Source organism: Pseudomonas sp. 8_5_2, from assembly GCF_059295255.1.
This window is the reverse complement of sequence record NZ_CM181238.1, coordinates 2507565-2522023: the sequence shown is the minus strand read 5'-3', so window position 1 is coordinate 2522023 and position 14459 is coordinate 2507565. Positions and strand designations below refer to the sequence as shown.

12 protein-coding genes are annotated in these 14459 nt (G+C 66.7%); 4 read left to right on the top strand and 8 right to left on the bottom strand.

Annotated elements, in window-relative coordinates:
- Positions 1 to 66: 66 nt before the first annotated feature.
- Genes AC5O5R_RS11605 through AC5O5R_RS11595 form a run of 3 tightly spaced genes read right to left on the bottom strand, consistent with a single transcriptional unit; the run spans position 67 to position 3901 of the window.
- Positions 67 to 1674, bottom strand: coding sequence for a FadD3 family acyl-CoA ligase (locus AC5O5R_RS11605; RefSeq protein ID WP_172222733.1), 1608 nt, complete (start codon positions 1672 to 1674; stop codon positions 67 to 69).
- A 20-nt stretch (positions 1675 to 1694) separates the two neighbouring features.
- Positions 1695 to 2717 carry a ferredoxin--NADP reductase gene (locus AC5O5R_RS11600; RefSeq protein WP_172222736.1) on the bottom strand — a complete coding sequence of 341 codons (1023 nt, stop codon included), beginning with the start codon at positions 2715 to 2717 and terminating at the stop codon, positions 1695 to 1697.
- Positions 2714 to 3901: an acyl-CoA dehydrogenase family protein gene (locus AC5O5R_RS11595; protein WP_172222739.1), complete on the bottom strand. Its 1188-nt coding sequence runs from the start codon at positions 3899 to 3901 to the stop codon at positions 2714 to 2716. The genes AC5O5R_RS11600 and AC5O5R_RS11595 overlap by 4 nt, the downstream gene beginning before the upstream one ends.
- A gap of 210 nt (positions 3902 to 4111) precedes the next feature.
- Here AC5O5R_RS11595 and AC5O5R_RS11590 point away from each other — a divergent pair, with 210 nt between their 5' ends.
- From AC5O5R_RS11590 to dmpG, 4 genes are all read left to right on the top strand, one after another.
- On the top strand, positions 4112 to 4885 hold the full coding sequence (locus tag AC5O5R_RS11590; protein ID WP_172222742.1) for a glucose 1-dehydrogenase: 774 nt from the start codon (positions 4112 to 4114) through the stop codon (positions 4883 to 4885).
- Positions 4886 to 4973: 88 nt separating this feature from the next.
- A complete protein-coding gene (locus AC5O5R_RS11585) occupies positions 4974 to 5765 on the top strand; it encodes a fumarylacetoacetate hydrolase family protein (protein WP_172222763.1) in 792 nt (263 codons plus the stop codon).
- Between the two features lie 24 nt (positions 5766 to 5789).
- Complete coding sequence (locus AC5O5R_RS11580; RefSeq protein ID WP_172222767.1) at positions 5790 to 6713, top strand: acetaldehyde dehydrogenase (acetylating); 924 nt, start codon at positions 5790 to 5792, stop codon at positions 6711 to 6713.
- A gap of 10 nt (positions 6714 to 6723) precedes the next feature.
- Complete coding sequence (gene dmpG / locus AC5O5R_RS11575; protein ID WP_172285545.1) at positions 6724 to 7746, top strand: 4-hydroxy-2-oxovalerate aldolase; 1023 nt, start codon at positions 6724 to 6726, stop codon at positions 7744 to 7746.
- Positions 7747 to 7919: 173 nt separating this feature from the next.
- On the opposite strand, the gene AC5O5R_RS11570 is transcribed toward dmpG, so the two are convergent.
- The 5 genes from AC5O5R_RS11570 to AC5O5R_RS11550 all read right to left on the bottom strand — a co-directional run bounded on the left by AC5O5R_RS11570 (position 7920) and on the right by AC5O5R_RS11550 (position 14398).
- Positions 7920 to 8753 carry an SDR family NAD(P)-dependent oxidoreductase gene (locus tag AC5O5R_RS11570; protein ID WP_172232045.1) on the bottom strand — a complete coding sequence of 278 codons (834 nt, stop codon included), beginning with the start codon at positions 8751 to 8753 and terminating at the stop codon, positions 7920 to 7922.
- Positions 8754 to 8765: 12 nt separating this feature from the next.
- Positions 8766 to 9533: an SDR family oxidoreductase gene (locus AC5O5R_RS11565; RefSeq protein ID WP_172232048.1), complete on the bottom strand. Its 768-nt coding sequence runs from the start codon at positions 9531 to 9533 to the stop codon at positions 8766 to 8768.
- Between the two features lie 93 nt (positions 9534 to 9626).
- Positions 9627 to 10862 (bottom strand): helix-turn-helix transcriptional regulator, encoded by a 1236-nt coding sequence (locus tag AC5O5R_RS11560; protein ID WP_172232051.1) that lies wholly within the window; start codon positions 10860 to 10862, stop codon positions 9627 to 9629.
- Between the two features lie 165 nt (positions 10863 to 11027).
- Positions 11028 to 13418: an efflux RND transporter permease subunit gene (locus AC5O5R_RS11555; protein ID WP_172225223.1), complete on the bottom strand. Its 2391-nt coding sequence runs from the start codon at positions 13416 to 13418 to the stop codon at positions 11028 to 11030.
- Complete coding sequence (locus AC5O5R_RS11550) at positions 13415 to 14398, bottom strand: WD40/YVTN/BNR-like repeat-containing protein (protein WP_172225226.1); 984 nt, start codon at positions 14396 to 14398, stop codon at positions 13415 to 13417. Before AC5O5R_RS11550 ends, AC5O5R_RS11555 begins: the two co-directional genes overlap by 4 nt.
- Between the last annotated feature and the right edge of the window lie 61 nt (positions 14399 to 14459).

Genomic DNA, 14459 nt, shown 5'->3' with positions numbered 1-14459 from the left:
CGACGCAGCCTGGAACAGCGCACGCGGGCGCACATCGTCCATTTGGTGAAACCGCCAGCACCGCGTTCAGGCCCCGGCAACCACCCCACGCAGGTCGTTCTTGGCCACCTTGTTCGAAGGGTTCAGCGGCAACGCACTGAAAAAGCGCACCTGGCGCGGCACCTTGTAGTTGGCCATGCGTTCGCGGCTCCAGCCGATCAACGCCTGCTCGTCCAGTTGCTGCCCCTGGCGCAGCACCACGCAGGCGCACCCCACCTCGCCCATGCGCGCATCGGCCACGCCGATCACTGCCACCTGGGCGATGGCCGGGTGGCCCAGCAAGGCCGCCTCGATCTCCGCCGGGTAGCAATTGAAACCACCGACGATGTACATGTCCTTGAGGCGGTCGGTGATGACCAGGTTGCCGGCCGGGTCCAGCCGGCCGACATCGCCGGTGTGCAGCCAGCCGTCAGCATCGATGGCTTCGGCAGTGGCGGCCGGGTCCTGGAAGTAGCCCTGCATGATGTGAAAGCCGCGCAGGCAGATTTCCCCGGTCTCGCCCTGCGCCAGGGTGCGGTTTTCGGGATCGCGGATACTGACCTCGGTGCCGGGCAGCGGCCGCCCGCTGGTACCGGCGATAACCTCGGCAGCGTCCTGCGGGTCGCACAAGGTGGCCAGGCCGCCGCACTCGGTCAGGCCGTAGGCCGTGGTCACCACGCTGAAGCCCAGCTGGTTGCGCATGCGCTCGATCAGGCTGGGCGGGATGCTCGCCGAGCCGGTCACGGCAACCCGCAGGCTCGACAGGTCGGTGCTGGCCAGCCGTGGGTGGGCCAGCAACGACAGGTACAAGGTGGGGGCGCCCGGCAGGACCGTGACCCGCTCGCGGGCGATGCGTTCGAACACCGCTTCGGCGTCGAACACCGCATGCGGCAGGATGGTCGCCCCGGCAATCAGGCAGGTCAGCCAGCCTGCCTTGTAGCCGAAGGCGTGGAAGAACGGATTGACGATCAGGTAACGGTCGCCCGGCCCCAGGCCCAGCACCCGCACATATTCGCCAAAGGCGCGCAGGTTCTGCCCATGGGCACTCATCACGCCCTTGGGCTTGCCGGTGGTGCCCGAGGTGAACAGCAGGTCGCAGACCGCTTCGGGCCCGATGCACAGGGCGCGCCGCTCGGCGGTGAGTTTCTCGATGGTGGCGGCGCCACGCAGGAACTGGCTGTAGCTCAGATCGTGCGCGGGCAATGCCCCGGCGCCGTCGAACACCACCAGGTGCTCCAAGGTCGCTGGCCGGTGGGGAGCGAGCAGCGCCGGGTAATCGACTTCCAGAAAACGCTGCTGCACGAACAGCACGCGGCAGCCACTGCGCGCCAGCACGTCCGCAGCTTCAACCCCTTTCATGCGGGTATTGACGGGTACCAGCACTGCGCCGGCGCAGTGTATGCCCAACGCCGCCAGGATCCACTCGCGGCTGTTGGGCGCCCACAGGCCCACCCGATCACCGGCCTGTATGCCCAGCGCCATCAGGCCACGGGTCACCTGCAGCGCCTGGTCCGGCAAATCGGCGTAGTCCAGGCGCATGCCGTTTTCCTCGATGGCGGCATGGCCGGCAAAGCGTTGGGCGCTGTCGAACAGCAAGCGGGCGATGGTGGCAGGTGCTGGCTGCCGGGAAGGGGTGGGATTGAGACTTGGATTCATGCGGGGCTCGCTCATCGGCGTCACTCGGGAAAACGGATACGCAGCTGCCCGCTGGTGGGCACGGCCTGGCAGGCCAGGATCCAGCCTTCGGCCAGCTCGCCGGCATCCAGGGCATCGTTGTGCAGCAGTTCGACATCGCCGCTTTCGAGGGTGCACATGCACGAGGCACAGCCCCCTACCCGGCAGGCACTGGGCGGGTTGAGGCCGGCGCGGTGCATGGCGTCCAGCAAGGTTTCGCCGCTGTCGCAGGCCAGCTGGTGTTCCTGGCCATCCAGGCGCACCGCCAGCTGCGCGGCCACGGCCGCGTCACTTGCGACCTTGGTGGGCGCGTCGCCTTCGCCAGGCAGCGAGACGAAGCGCTCCACATGCACCCTTGCCGGCGGCATGCCTAGCTGCTTCAGGGCTTCGACGGCGGTGTCCATGAACGGGCCTGGCCCGCAGATGAACGCCTGGGCATCGATGAACGGCCGCGCCAGCTCCGCCAGCTGCCCCGCCAGCGGAATGCCCTGCAATGCATCAAGCCAGTGCACCACCTGCAGGCGCTGCGGGTGCACGGCCGCCAGCAGGCGCAGCTCGTCGCGGAAAATCACCGACTGCTGGTCGCGGTTGGCGTACACCAGCAGGATGCGCCCCTGCCCGGCCAGCAGCGCCGAGCGCAAGATCGACATCACCGGGGTGATCCCGCTGCCGCCGCCAAACAGCAGCAGGTCTGCCGACAGGTCACGCGGCACAAACACCCCGGCCGGGGGCAGCACTTGCAGGGTCTGGCCTTCTTGCAGGGCATCGCACAGCCAGTTGGAGGCACGCCCGTCGCGCACCCGCTTTACGGTCACCCGCAGCGGTTCGTCCAGCAGCGGCGTGCTGGACAACGAATAGCAGCGTGGCAGCCAGCCGCCGTCAAACGGCACGCGCAGGGTCAGGAACTGCCCTGGCTGGTAGCGAAAGCGCTCGCTGAGGGCCTCCGGCACCTCGAACACCAGGGAGCGGGCGTCGGCGCTTTCCTCGACCACCCGCGCCACGCGCAAGGCCAGGTAGTCACTCATACGAACGGGTCCGGGTTGGGCAGGCCCAGCTGTACCGCGCCGAAGCTGCGGCCGTAGGCCATGAAATTGTTGGCGATGTGCCCGCGGGCCTGGTGCAGGTCGCGGAACAGGCGCGCCACCGGGTTGCTGTTGTACAGGCCGGACGCAGCCATGCTGCGCAGCAGGTCGCTGACGCGCTCGGCACAGATGTTGGTGACGTAGGAGGACTGGTAGCGGTACAGCAGGCGCGTCTCGGTGTCTGGATACTCGCCGGCGCGGGCCAGGCGCATCAGGTGTTCGTAGTTGCGTTCGAGCACCAGCTTCAGGCAGTCGACAGTGATCACCGCCTCGGCCACGGCGGTCTGCGCCACTGGGTCGTCGGCGGTGCGCGCACCGTGCTTGCCGATGTGCTGCGCGGCGTTGTCGCGGAAGGTGTTGATCGCGCCCTGCAAGGCCCCGATAGCCGAGGTCGATACCGCCCGGGAGAACACCTGGGCAAAGGGGATGGCGTAGATCGGATTGGTGTTCACCAGCCGCCCCGGCGTGGCCTCGATCTGCCAGTTGTTGGTGCGCTGTACGCGGTGTGCCGGCACGAACGCGTCCTCGACCACGATGTCGTGGCTGCCGGTGCCGCGCAGGCCGAGCACATCCCAGTTTGGCTCGATGCCGTAGTCGGCGCGCGGCAGCAGGAAAGTGCCGTGCTCGCTGGCAAAGTCGCCGTCGGCGGGCAGTATGCCGCCCAGCAGCACCCATTGGCAGTGCTCGCTGCCACTGGAAAACCCCCAGCGCCCGCTGATGCGGTAACCACCCGGCACCACCGTGACCTTGGCCGAGGGCATGTAGGTCGAGGAGATCAACGCGTTGTGGTCGTGTTCCCACACCTCGCGCTGTGCCTCCACCGGGTAGCGTGCCACCTGCCACGGGTGCACGCCCATCACGCCGTACACCCAGGCGGTCGACATGCAGCCTTCGGCGAGGATCATCTGGATTTCGAAGAAGGTGCGCGGGTCGACTTCATAGCCACCGAAGGCGCGTGGCTGCAGGGCGCGCAGCAGGCCGGCCGACTGCAGCTCGGCGATGGTCTGGTCGGGGATGCGCAAGTCGCGGTCGGCCTGCGCGGTACGCTCCTTGAGCAGCGGCACCAGGCGCCGCGCACGTTCGATCAGTTCGAGTTCTTCCTGGGTTTTTTCTCGCAAGCTGTGCATCACTGGTTTCTCCCGATCTCGCTGCGCCACTGCGCGAGTTGAAGCCGATGATCGGGCGGTACGCGACAGGCTTCATCGTCAATGCGGACTAGGGTTTGCCGCCACGCTGCGGGGCGTGCAGGGCCTGCCGCGCTAGTCCGTTGAGACGATGCCGGCGGGTGTTGGCGAGGCGATAGTCGTTGCCATCCACAGCCCTGAGGAAGCACCGCCATGAGTATCCTGCAGCGATTTCGAATCGACGGCAGCGTCGCCATCGTCACCGGCAGTGGCCGTGGCATCGGCCGCGCCATTGCCCTGGCCTATGCCGAGGCCGGCGCCGATGTGGTCTGCGCCGCCCGCTCACTGGACGATGTGCAAGGGGTGGCCGAGGAAATTCGCGCCATGGGCCGCAACGCCCTGGCCTTCGCCTGTGATGTCAACGACAGCGAACAGCGCCGGGCACTGGTCAGCCAGAGCCACGAGCATCTGGGGCGCATCACCCACCTGGTCAACAACGTCGGCGGCGGCGGCCCCAACGACCCACTGAGCCTCAGCCCCGAGCAGTTCGACGAGGTGCTGCGCTTCAACGTGTCCAGCGCCTACGCGTTCTGCCAGCTGTGCGTGCCGCTGATGCGCGAGGCCGGCGGCGGCAACATCGTCAACATCAGCTCGGTGGCGGCGCGTTACGCCCAGCGCCACTTCAGCGCCTACGGCACCGCCAAGGCCGCCCTCAGCCACCTGACCCGGCTGCTGGCCCAGGACTTCGCGCCCCAGGTGCGGGTCAACGCGGTCGCCCCCGGCCCCACCCTGACCGCCGCGCTCAGTGGGGTGATGCCCGCCGCGATGCGCCAGAGCATGGAAGCCAACACCCCGCTCAAATGCCTGGGCACACCTGAAGACATCGCCGCCGCCGCGCTGTACCTGGCCAGCCCCGCATCGGCCTGGGTCAGCGGCAAAATCATCGACGTCGACGGTGGCGCCGACAGCAGCGTGTGGGTGGGCTGAACAACGCTTTTCTCAGGCCGGCCTCAGCACACTCGAACCGGCCCTTTTTATTCCCTGTCTGTTCATTTTCCACTGCAGAGACCCCGCCATGGACGCCCACCTGATCACCGCGCTCGGTGACGAGCTGTTCAATGCCCTTCGTGGCCGCCAGACCCTGCCGCCGCTGACCCGCCGCTACCCGGCCATCACCCTCGACCAGGCCTACCGCATTTCGCTGGCCTTCCTGCAGCGCCGCGAAGCGCTGGGTGAGCAGGTGGTGGGCAAGAAGATCGGCGTGACCAGCCGTGCCGTGCAGGAAATGCTCGATGTCCACCAGCCGGACTTCGGTTTCCTGACCAACGCCATGCAGGTCGAGGATGCCAGTGCCGTGAGCCTGGCCCAGCACCGGCTGATCCAGCCCCGGGCCGAGGGCGAGATTGCCTTCGTGCTGGCTGAAGACCTGCACGGCCCCGGCATCAGCGCCGACGACGTGCTGGCCGCCACGCAGTGGGTGATGCCCTGCTTCGAGATCGTCGACTCGCGCATCGATGCCTGGCAGATCCGCATCCAGGACACCGTGGCCGACAACGCCTCGTGCGGTGTGTTCGCCCTGGGTACCCAGCGCGTCGACCCGCGCAGCCTGGACCTGGCCCGGGTCGAAATGCAGCTGCTGAAAAACGGCCAAGCCGCCGGCAGCGGCCTGGGTTCCGCCGTTCAGGGCCACCCTTGTGCGGCCGTGGCCTGGCTGGCCAATACCCTGGGCGAACTCGGCATCCCCTTCCGGCGCGGCGAAATCATTCTTTCCGGCGCGCTTGCGCCCCTGGTGCCGGTGGTTGCCGGCGACCGCATCAGCCTGAGCATGAGCGGGCTGGGCCATTCCAGCCTGCGCTTCGTGCCCTGATCCCCTCTCCCTGGAGCCATGAACATGAACAAGAAGATCCGCTGTGCGCTGATCGGGCCAGGCAACATCGGCACCGACCTGTTGTACAAACTCAAGCGCAGCGAGGTGCTGGAGCCGGTCTGGATGGTAGGCATCGATGCCAGCTCCGAAGGCCTGGCACGCGCCCGCGAGATGGGCCTGAAGACTACCGCTGACGGCGTTGACGGCCTGCTCCCGCACGTGCTCGACGACCGCATCCAGATCGCCTTCGATGCCACCTCGGCCTACGTCCACGCGCAGAACTCGGAAAAGCTCAACGCCCTCGGCGTGCTGATGATCGACCTGACACCCGCAGCCATCGGCCCGTTCTGCGTGCCGCCGGTCAACCTCAAGGCCAACCTCGGCCTGGGTGCGATGAACGTCAACATGGTCACCTGCGGTGGCCAGGCGACCATCCCGCTGGTGGCCGCCGTGTCCAGCGTGCAGCCGGTGGAATATGCCGAGATCATCGCCACCGCCGCGTCGAAATCGGTGGGGCCTGGCACGCGCAAGAACATCGACGAGTTCACCCGCACCACCGCCAGCGCGGTGGAACAGGTGGGCGGCGCCCGGCGCGGCAAGGCGATCATCATCATCAACCCTGCCGAACCGCCGCTGATCATGCGCGACACCGTGCACTGCCTGACTGCCGACACGCCGGACCAGAACGCGATCCGCGCGGCGCTGGACGCCATGATCGCCCAGGTGCAGCGCTATGTGCCGGGCTACCGGCTGGTCAACGGCCCGGTCTTCGATGGCAACCGGGTGTCGATCTTCATGGAAGTCGAAGGCCTGGGCGACTACCTGCCGCGTTACGCCGGCAACCTCGACATCATGACTGCGGCCGCCGCGCGTACCGCCGAGCTGTACGCCGAAGAAATCCTCAAGGGCGAGCTGGTGCTGCGCCCCGCCCCCACTGCTCTGGCCTAAGGAAGCGACCATGGACCTCTCTGGCAAACGCATTACCGTACATGACATGTGCCTGCGTGACGGCATGCACCCCAAGCGCCACCAGATCAGCCTGGATGAGATGCAGCGCATCGCCAGTGGCCTGGATGCGGCAGGCGTGCCGTTGATCGAGGTGACCCACGGCGATGGCCTGGGCGGCAGCTCGGTGAACTACGGCTTTCCGGCGCACAGCGACGAGCAGTACCTGGCGGCGGTGATCCCGCTGATGAAGCAGGCCAAGGTGTCGGCGCTGTTGCTGCCCGGCATCGGTACCGTCGAACACCTGAAAATGGCCCATGAACTGGGGGTCAGTACCTTGCGCGTGGCTACCCACTGCACCGAAGCGGACGTCAGCGAGCAGCATATCGCCCATGCCCGCCACCTGGGCATGGACACCGTGGGTTTCCTGATGATGGCGCACATGAACAGCGCCGAAGGCCTGGTGACCCAAGGCAGGCTGATGGAAAGCTACGGCGCCAACTGCATCTACCTGACCGATTCCGCCGGCTACCTGTTGCCCCACCAGGTCAGCGAGCGGGTGGCGGCGATGCGCGCTGCGCTGCGGCCGGAAACCGAGATCGGCTTTCACGGGCACCACAACCTGTCGATGGGTGTGGCCAACTCGATCGCTGCGATTGCCGCCGGTGCCAACCGGATCGACGCGGCCTGCGCGGGCCTGGGCGCGGGCGCTGGCAACACGCCGATGGAAGTGCTGGTGGCGGTGTGCAAGCGCATGGGTATCGAGACCGGGGTGGATGTATTTGCCATTCAGGATGTCGCTGAAGACCTGGTGGTGCCGATCATGGACTTCCCTATTCGCAGCGACCGCGATGCGCTGACCATGGGGTATGCCGGGGTGTACGGCTCGTTCCTGCTGTTCGCCAAGCGCGCCGAGCAGAAGTACGGCGTGTCGGCGCGGGAGATTCTGGTGGAGATGGGGCGCCGCGGGATGGTGGGGGGGCAGGAAGACATGATCGAGGATACCGCCATGACCCTGGCGCGCCAGCGCGGCTGAGTGAGCTGGCCACAGCATTTTTAGCGCCTGTGAGATCGAGCGCCGCGCGGGCGGCGCTCGATCTCACAGGCGCTAAAAATGCTGTGGCGAGCACCTGTCAGCCCCGATGCAATCCTGTAGGAGCGGGTTCACCCGCGAACACCGGCAAAGCCGGTGCCATTCACCGCAGTCGCCTAGCGCCAGTCAGCCACAATCCCATATTGCAGCGCCAACGCCTGTGCCGCCACGGTGCGCCGCTGGTACTGCGGCGCGCGTTGATCCTCGGCCAGCCACAGCATCACCGCCGCCGGTACCTCGGGCGGGGCGCTGCCGGCGCGCAGGGCAATCACGCCCTGCTCACCGATGGTCGCCTTCAGCGCTTCGGTGGTGACCACGCCGGGGTTGAGGGTATAGGCACGGATACCGCGCTCGCCCAGTTCCACCGAAAGCATGCCGGAAAGCCGCGACACCGCTGCCTTGCCGGCACCGTAGGCATAACCCCAGCCGCCTTTGTCCGCCGCCACCGGCGGGTCGCTTTCACCGGCGCCAGAGGTGACGTTGATGACCACCCCGCCGCCCTGCCCCAGCATCCGCTGCACCACCGCCCGGGTCAGCAGGAACGGGCTGAGGATATAACCGGTGAACATGCGCTCGAGGGTCTCCGGCTGCAGCGCCAGAAAGGTCGCGTTAAGGTCACTGCCCTGGTAGATCGCATTGTTCACCAGCACATCGATACGGCCGAACTCGGCCAGTACCGTTGCGCAGGCCTGTTCGGCCGTGCTGCTGTCCAGCAGGTCCATCGGCACCACCAACGCCCTGCCACCCAGGCTGCAGATAGCGTCGGCGGTCGCGTTGAGGCTGCCCGCCAGCGGCGCGCCGCTGGCATCACGCAGGGCATGCGGGTGCTGCTCGCCCTCTTCCAGGGTGCGTGCGCTGATCGCCACATCATAGCCGGCGCGGGCGAAGGCCAATGCCGCCGCCCGACCGATGCCACGGCTGGCGCCGGTAATGAAAGCCACTTTGTTCATGCAAGATCCTTTTCAGAAGCGCGGCGCACGCACCATTGCGTCCATACCGCCATCGATGAACACCACGCTGCCATGGATGAACGCCGCCTGCCCGGACTGCAGGAACGCCACCAGTGCGGCGATTTCATCCGGGGTGCCAGCACGCCCCAGCGGCGCAACAAAGTCACGCACCGCCTGGCCAAACCGGGCATCGTCCAGCGACGCCTGGTGCAGCGGCGTCTGCACCGCACCGGGTGCTACCACGTTCAGGCGTATGCCGCGGTCGGCCCAGGCCGGCGCCAGTCGCCGGGCCTGGTGGGTCACAGCATACTTGGAGCAGGCATAGGCGATATGCGGCTGGCCCAGCGTATTGGCCAACTGCACTGCGCTGGCCTCGTCCCCCTCCAGCATCGCCGCCGTCATCGGCTGCTGCTCGGCACCCGGCTGGGTCGACGCTACCGAGCCGATCACCAGCGCCGCCGGTGCCTGGCCACGGGCCAGGGCATCCTGCAGGCCATCGAGCAACTGGCTGACACCAAAGTAGTTGACCGCCAGCACCAGCCCGCAGGACGGCGCGGTAACGCCAACCCCGGCACAACACACCAGGCCGTCCAGTACCCCGCCGCTGCGTTCCAGCACCTGGTCGATGGCGGCTTGCCGCCCCTGGGCGGTGGACAGGTCGGCGATAACCTCGGCATTGCTGCGGTCGATACCGATTACCTCATGCCCCGCCGCACGCAACGCAGCACTCACCGCTGCGCCAATGCCCGAGGCACTGCCACTGATAGCTGTAACAGACATAGTGAATCTCCATGATGGGTGCGGCCAGTATCGGCAGGTGGTGCACGCGCCGGCATCGTCCTGGCGGACTACATCCGGCGCGATGGGGTGGCTTCAGGCCCGGCGTGGCAAGGCGACTGCCAGTTGGGGGGGCGGCACCTTGAGGCGGTCTATGGTTTTCAGCGCCACCTTGGGCTTCCCCAACGCGACCACGCTGTTGAGCAGGATGCGCACCAGCTCGGTCTGGCGCCGCACACCGGTCTTGGAAAAGATCGAGCGCAAGTGCGCACGGGCGGTGTTGCGGCGGATGTTCAGCACCTCGGCGGCCTCTTCCAGGGACAGGCCATTGGCCAATTCCATGGCCAGCGCGGTTTCGGCGCGGGTCAGGTTGAACAGCTGCTTGGTCACCACCTCACTGGCCAACGACTTGCTGGCGGCATCGCGGATATACACCAGCGCCGCCGGCTTGCCTTTTTCCTCGGCCCAGTCCAGCGACGGGATCGACTCCACTACCAGCCCCAGGTTGACCAGCCCCGACGGCCGGGTCACCGACATCGCCTCGGCGCTCTTCGGTGCGTCGGGGGAAAAGGCCGCGCGAATCAGGCGCTGCAGTTCACGGTTGTCGCTCGGGTAGGTGGCCTCCAGGCGCCCGCCGACCAGCTTCAGGCCGTCGGCACTGGCAAGGATGTCCTGGGCCACGGGGTTGACCCGCAGCACGCTGCCGCTTTCGTCCAGCACCAGGGTCGCCACCGAAAGCCGGCTGATGGCCTGGGAATACAGGTCGCTCAGCGATTCGCTGCGGTCCAGTAGGTTGTGCACCTGCAAGGCCCGGCGCAGGTGGGGCAGGAACATGCCGCACAGCGCGCGTTCATGGGCCGAGAAGTTGGCCGAGCGCTTGGGCCGGGTGATGCGAAACCGCAGTTTGCCGCCGTCAGGGGTGGAGATGTCTGCCCCCATCACGTGGTAGACGTCCTGCGGGCCACAGAACATCTTGAAGTAACCGCTGAGCTCCCACTCGGTCGAGCTCATGATGTCATCGACGGTGAACACATGGTCGAGGGGCTGGTTGGCGAACGGCGAATTGGTCTGCGGGTAGGTCATGTAGCTGACATCGCCCGCCCCTTCGATATCGCCGGAAATGATCATCACGCCCATGTCGGGCTGGTCGGGCACACGCAGGATCAGGGTGACGTAGTTGGCTTCGTAGAGGGTACGGAAGCTGCCCAGGGCCCGGGCCATCAGCTTGGGGTCGAGGGCGCCTTCATAAACCTCGCCGACCAGGCGGTCGTAGGCGGCCAGGTCGAGGCCGAGGGCGGCCAGTGCATCATGGGTCAAGACAGCTGTGTCCACAGTCTTCTCCTCGCTCGGGTAAGGCGTGGGCCTTCCCTTGTTATTTTTATAATTTCGGCTTGGGCCGGCGGCCCTTTGCTGCAACAGTTGCCCGTGGCCAAGTCTCGCTGGCAGGGCCCGGTGCCGACAATAGGGGCACCGGGTTTATTTCGGTTACCGGATGCTTCAGCGCTGAACACCTGCCAGCACCGCACGCGCTGCCGCCTGCCTGGCCACCAGCGGCCGGCCACGGTTGAACCAGGCGGCCAGCGCCGGCAACAGGAAGATTGCCCCCAGCACGTTGACCAGGAACATGAACGACAGCAGCACGCCCATGTCGGCCTGGAACTTCAGCGGCGCGAAGGCCCAGGTGCAGACGCCGATGGACATGGTCAGCGCGGTGAACACCGCCGCCGTGCCACGTTGACACATGGCCTGATAGAACGCCTCGCGCAGGTCCGCACCGGCCTGCATCTCGTGCTGGATACGCTCGTACAGGTAGATGCCGTAATCGACCCCCACCCCGACCCCCAGCGCCATCACCGGCAGCGTGGCGACCTTCAGGCCAATGCCCAGCAGCGCCATCAGCGCATTGCAGAGGATGGCGACGATCGCCAGCGGCACCAGGATGCACAGCACAGCCCGCAGCGACAGGAACGTCAGCCAGCAGAACAGCGCCACCGAGCCGAACAACGCGCCCAGCATGATGACCTCGGCACGCTTGACCGCTTCGTTGGAGGCGGCCATGACGCCGACGTTGCCCCCGGCCAGCAGGAAGTCGACCTTCGGCGTGCGCACAGCGTCGATGATCCGCCGTGCTTCATTGATCGCGTGGCTGATGGTGGCGCCCTCATGATCGCTGAGGAACACCAGGATCTGCATCTGCTGGCAGCCTTCGGTGACCAGGCCGTCGTCGGGCATGTAGGCCCGCGCGCCCTGGCTAAGGCCACGCGCGGAACCGGGGATGGCTGCCCAGCGCGGGTTGCCCTCATTGTTACCGGCGATCACCCGCTTGCCCATGCCCGCCACGCTTTGCACCGACTGCACGCCGCTGACCGCGCGCATGCGAAAATCAAAGGCTTCCACCGCGCGCATCACCTCTGGCGACAGGCAACCCTCTTCGGTGCCTTTGACCTCGGCAAACACCGACAGCACATCCAGGCCGATCGAATAGCTGCTGATGATGCGGGCGTTGTCCTGGTTGTAGCGCGAGTCGGCGCGCAGCTCCGGCGCGCCGGCGCCGATATCGCCCACGGCCAGGTCCCGCGCCTTCCAGGCGCCTGCTACCAGCAGCGCCAGGCTCAAGCCGAACACCACCAGCGCCGGGCCCGGTTCGGCCAGCGCTGAAAGCCGCCACCACAGGCGGTGACGGCCGGCCCGGGCGGCCTGGGCCTGGCGCAGCGAGGCGGGCTCGAGGTGCAGCCAGGAGAGGATGATCGGCAGCATCAGCTTGTTGGTGACGATCATCAGCATCACGCCAATGCAGGCGGTGACGCCCAGTTCATGCACGATAGGGATATCGATCAGCATGATCACCCCGAAACCCAGGGCGTTCATCAGCAGCGCCAGCGAACCTGGGATGAAGATCTTGCAGAATGCCGAGTGGGCCGCCTGCAGCGAACTGGCGCCGGCCACCACGTCCTGTTTCCAGGCGTTGGTCATCTGCACGGCATGCGACACGCCGATGGAAAAGATCAGGAATGGCACCAGGATCGACATCGGATCGATGCCCAGCCCCAGCAGCGGCAGCAAACCCAGCAACCACACCACCGGCAGCAGCGCCACCAGCAGCGCCACCAGGGTCAGGCGCCACGACCGGGCATACAGCCACAGTAACAGCGCGGTGATGGCGAAGGCGATCACGAAGAAGCCGACCACGGTGTTCAGGCCTTCCACCACGTCGCCCACCAGTTTGGCAAAACCGACGATGTTGATCTCGATGTCGGCGTTGGCGTACTTGTGGCGGATCGCCTCGAGGTGCTCGGCCACTGCAGCGTAATCGACCGCCTTGCCGGTTTGCGGATCGATGTCCTGCAGGTCGGCGCGCACCATCGCCGATTTCAGGTCGTTGGCCACCAGCCGGCCGACCTGCCCGGCCGCAGCGGCATTGCTGCGCACCTGGGCCAGGTCCTCGGCGCTACCGTTGAAACGCGGCGGCACCACCACGTCACCGTAGAAGCCATCCTCGGTGATCTCGATGTAGCGCACGTTGGCGGTGAACAGCGAGGTGACACTGGCGCGGTTCACCCCGGAGATGAAAAACACATCGTCGGTGACATTGCGCAGGGTATCGAGAAATTCCGGGTTGTACAGGTCGCCCTCGCCCTTCCAGCGCACACTCACCAGAAACCGGTTGGCACCCGTGAAATACTGGCTGAAGCGCAGGAAATTGACCATGTAGGCATGGCGTACCGGGATCTGCTTGTTGAACCCCGGGTCAAGCTGGGTATGGGTGGCGCTGTAGCCCAGGCCCAGGGTCAGCACTACGAACAACAGCAGCAAGCCCTTGCGGCCTTTCATCAAGCCGTTGGCGGTGGCCTCGACGCAACGCGCCACGCCAGTCTGTGCCTTACTCATCGGAACGCCTCTTGTTTATCCAGCGTGGCCAGGTTGCCCGCCGGCTCCACGAAAACCCCCTGCTCGCCCCCCAGCAACAGCCGTGAACCGACCATGGTTGCCGAGGTGAGGGTGCCGTGCCCGGCGATCCGGGTGGCGCTTGCCAGCTCGCCCCTGGCATCCAGGCGAACTACCGAACTGCCAGCGCCGACGATCACCAGGCCACCGCCAGGCAAACGGGCGTGGCCGTACAGCGGTAGCGCATTGCCCACCTGGACCTGGCGCCAGTGCTCGCCGAAGTCGTGGCTGACAAACACATGCCCGCGCATGCCGTAGGTAACCCAGTCGCTGGCGCTGAGGCGCACGATGCCGAACAGCGAGCCGTTGTAGAACGCCGGCAAGGCCTGCCAGTGCGCACCGGCGTCGCGGCTGCGCAGCACCAGGCCTTGTTCGCCGACCAGCATGCGCCGGCCGTCCTCACCGCCGTCCATGCCGTTGAGATGGGCGCTGTCGATGTCCAGCGCCAACGGCCGCCAGGTCGCCCCGGCGTCATCGGACTGGTAGAACTTGCCGAAGCTGCCATAGGCCAGCACCCTGTCGGCACTGGCCGCCCACACCCCCAGCAGGGGCTCGCCGAGCTGGTCGTCGTGGCGCACCTCGCGCCAGTGCTGGCCGGCATCGTCAGAGCGCAGGATCCAGCCGTCATGGCCGACCGCAAGCAGGCGCTGGCGGTCGAGGGCCACCACGGCAGTCAGGGCAACTTCGCGCTGCGGCTCGACCACCGCAGGCTGCCAGCTGGCGCCCTGGTTGTCGCTGAACAGGATGCTGCCGCGCTCACCCACGGCCAGCACGCGCGGTTCGAGGGCGAGCAAAGCGTTGACCTGCACCCGGTCGGCACGCAGGGGGTCGTCGGCGGGCGCGGCTTCGGGGCGGGGCAGGAAGGTAAAGACGATGGTCAGCCCCACGAACAGGCAGACCAGATAGCCGATCACCGAGCGCATGGGCATCGCTCCTGATCGAGGGGCAGATACAACGCAGCCATGGAGCCGTTCCTCTTGTTCT

Excerpts from the sequence above, each read along its gene's own strand:
- AC5O5R_RS11605 (WP_172222733.1), bottom strand. The coding sequence starts at position 1,674 with ATGAATCCAAGTCTCAATCCCACCCCTTCCCGGCAGCCAGCACCTGCC.
- AC5O5R_RS11600 (WP_172222736.1), bottom strand. The coding sequence starts at position 2,717 with ATGAGTGACTACCTGGCCTTGCGCGTGGCGCGGGTGGTCGAGGAAAGC.
- AC5O5R_RS11595 (WP_172222739.1), bottom strand. The coding sequence starts at position 3,901 with ATGCACAGCTTGCGAGAAAAAACCCAGGAAGAACTCGAACTGATCGAA.
- AC5O5R_RS11590 (WP_172222742.1), top strand. The coding sequence starts at position 4,112 with ATGAGTATCCTGCAGCGATTTCGAATCGACGGCAGCGTCGCCATCGTC.
- AC5O5R_RS11585 (WP_172222763.1), top strand. The coding sequence starts at position 4,974 with ATGGACGCCCACCTGATCACCGCGCTCGGTGACGAGCTGTTCAATGCC.
- AC5O5R_RS11580 (WP_172222767.1), top strand. The coding sequence starts at position 5,790 with ATGAACAAGAAGATCCGCTGTGCGCTGATCGGGCCAGGCAACATCGGC.
- dmpG (WP_172285545.1), top strand. The coding sequence starts at position 6,724 with ATGGACCTCTCTGGCAAACGCATTACCGTACATGACATGTGCCTGCGT.
- AC5O5R_RS11570 (WP_172232045.1), bottom strand. The coding sequence starts at position 8,753 with ATGAACAAAGTGGCTTTCATTACCGGCGCCAGCCGTGGCATCGGTCGG.
- AC5O5R_RS11565 (WP_172232048.1), bottom strand. The coding sequence starts at position 9,533 with ATGTCTGTTACAGCTATCAGTGGCAGTGCCTCGGGCATTGGCGCAGCG.
- AC5O5R_RS11555 (WP_172225223.1), bottom strand. The coding sequence starts at position 13,418 with ATGAGTAAGGCACAGACTGGCGTGGCGCGTTGCGTCGAGGCCACCGCC.
- AC5O5R_RS11550 (WP_172225226.1), bottom strand. The coding sequence starts at position 14,398 with ATGCGCTCGGTGATCGGCTATCTGGTCTGCCTGTTCGTGGGGCTGACC.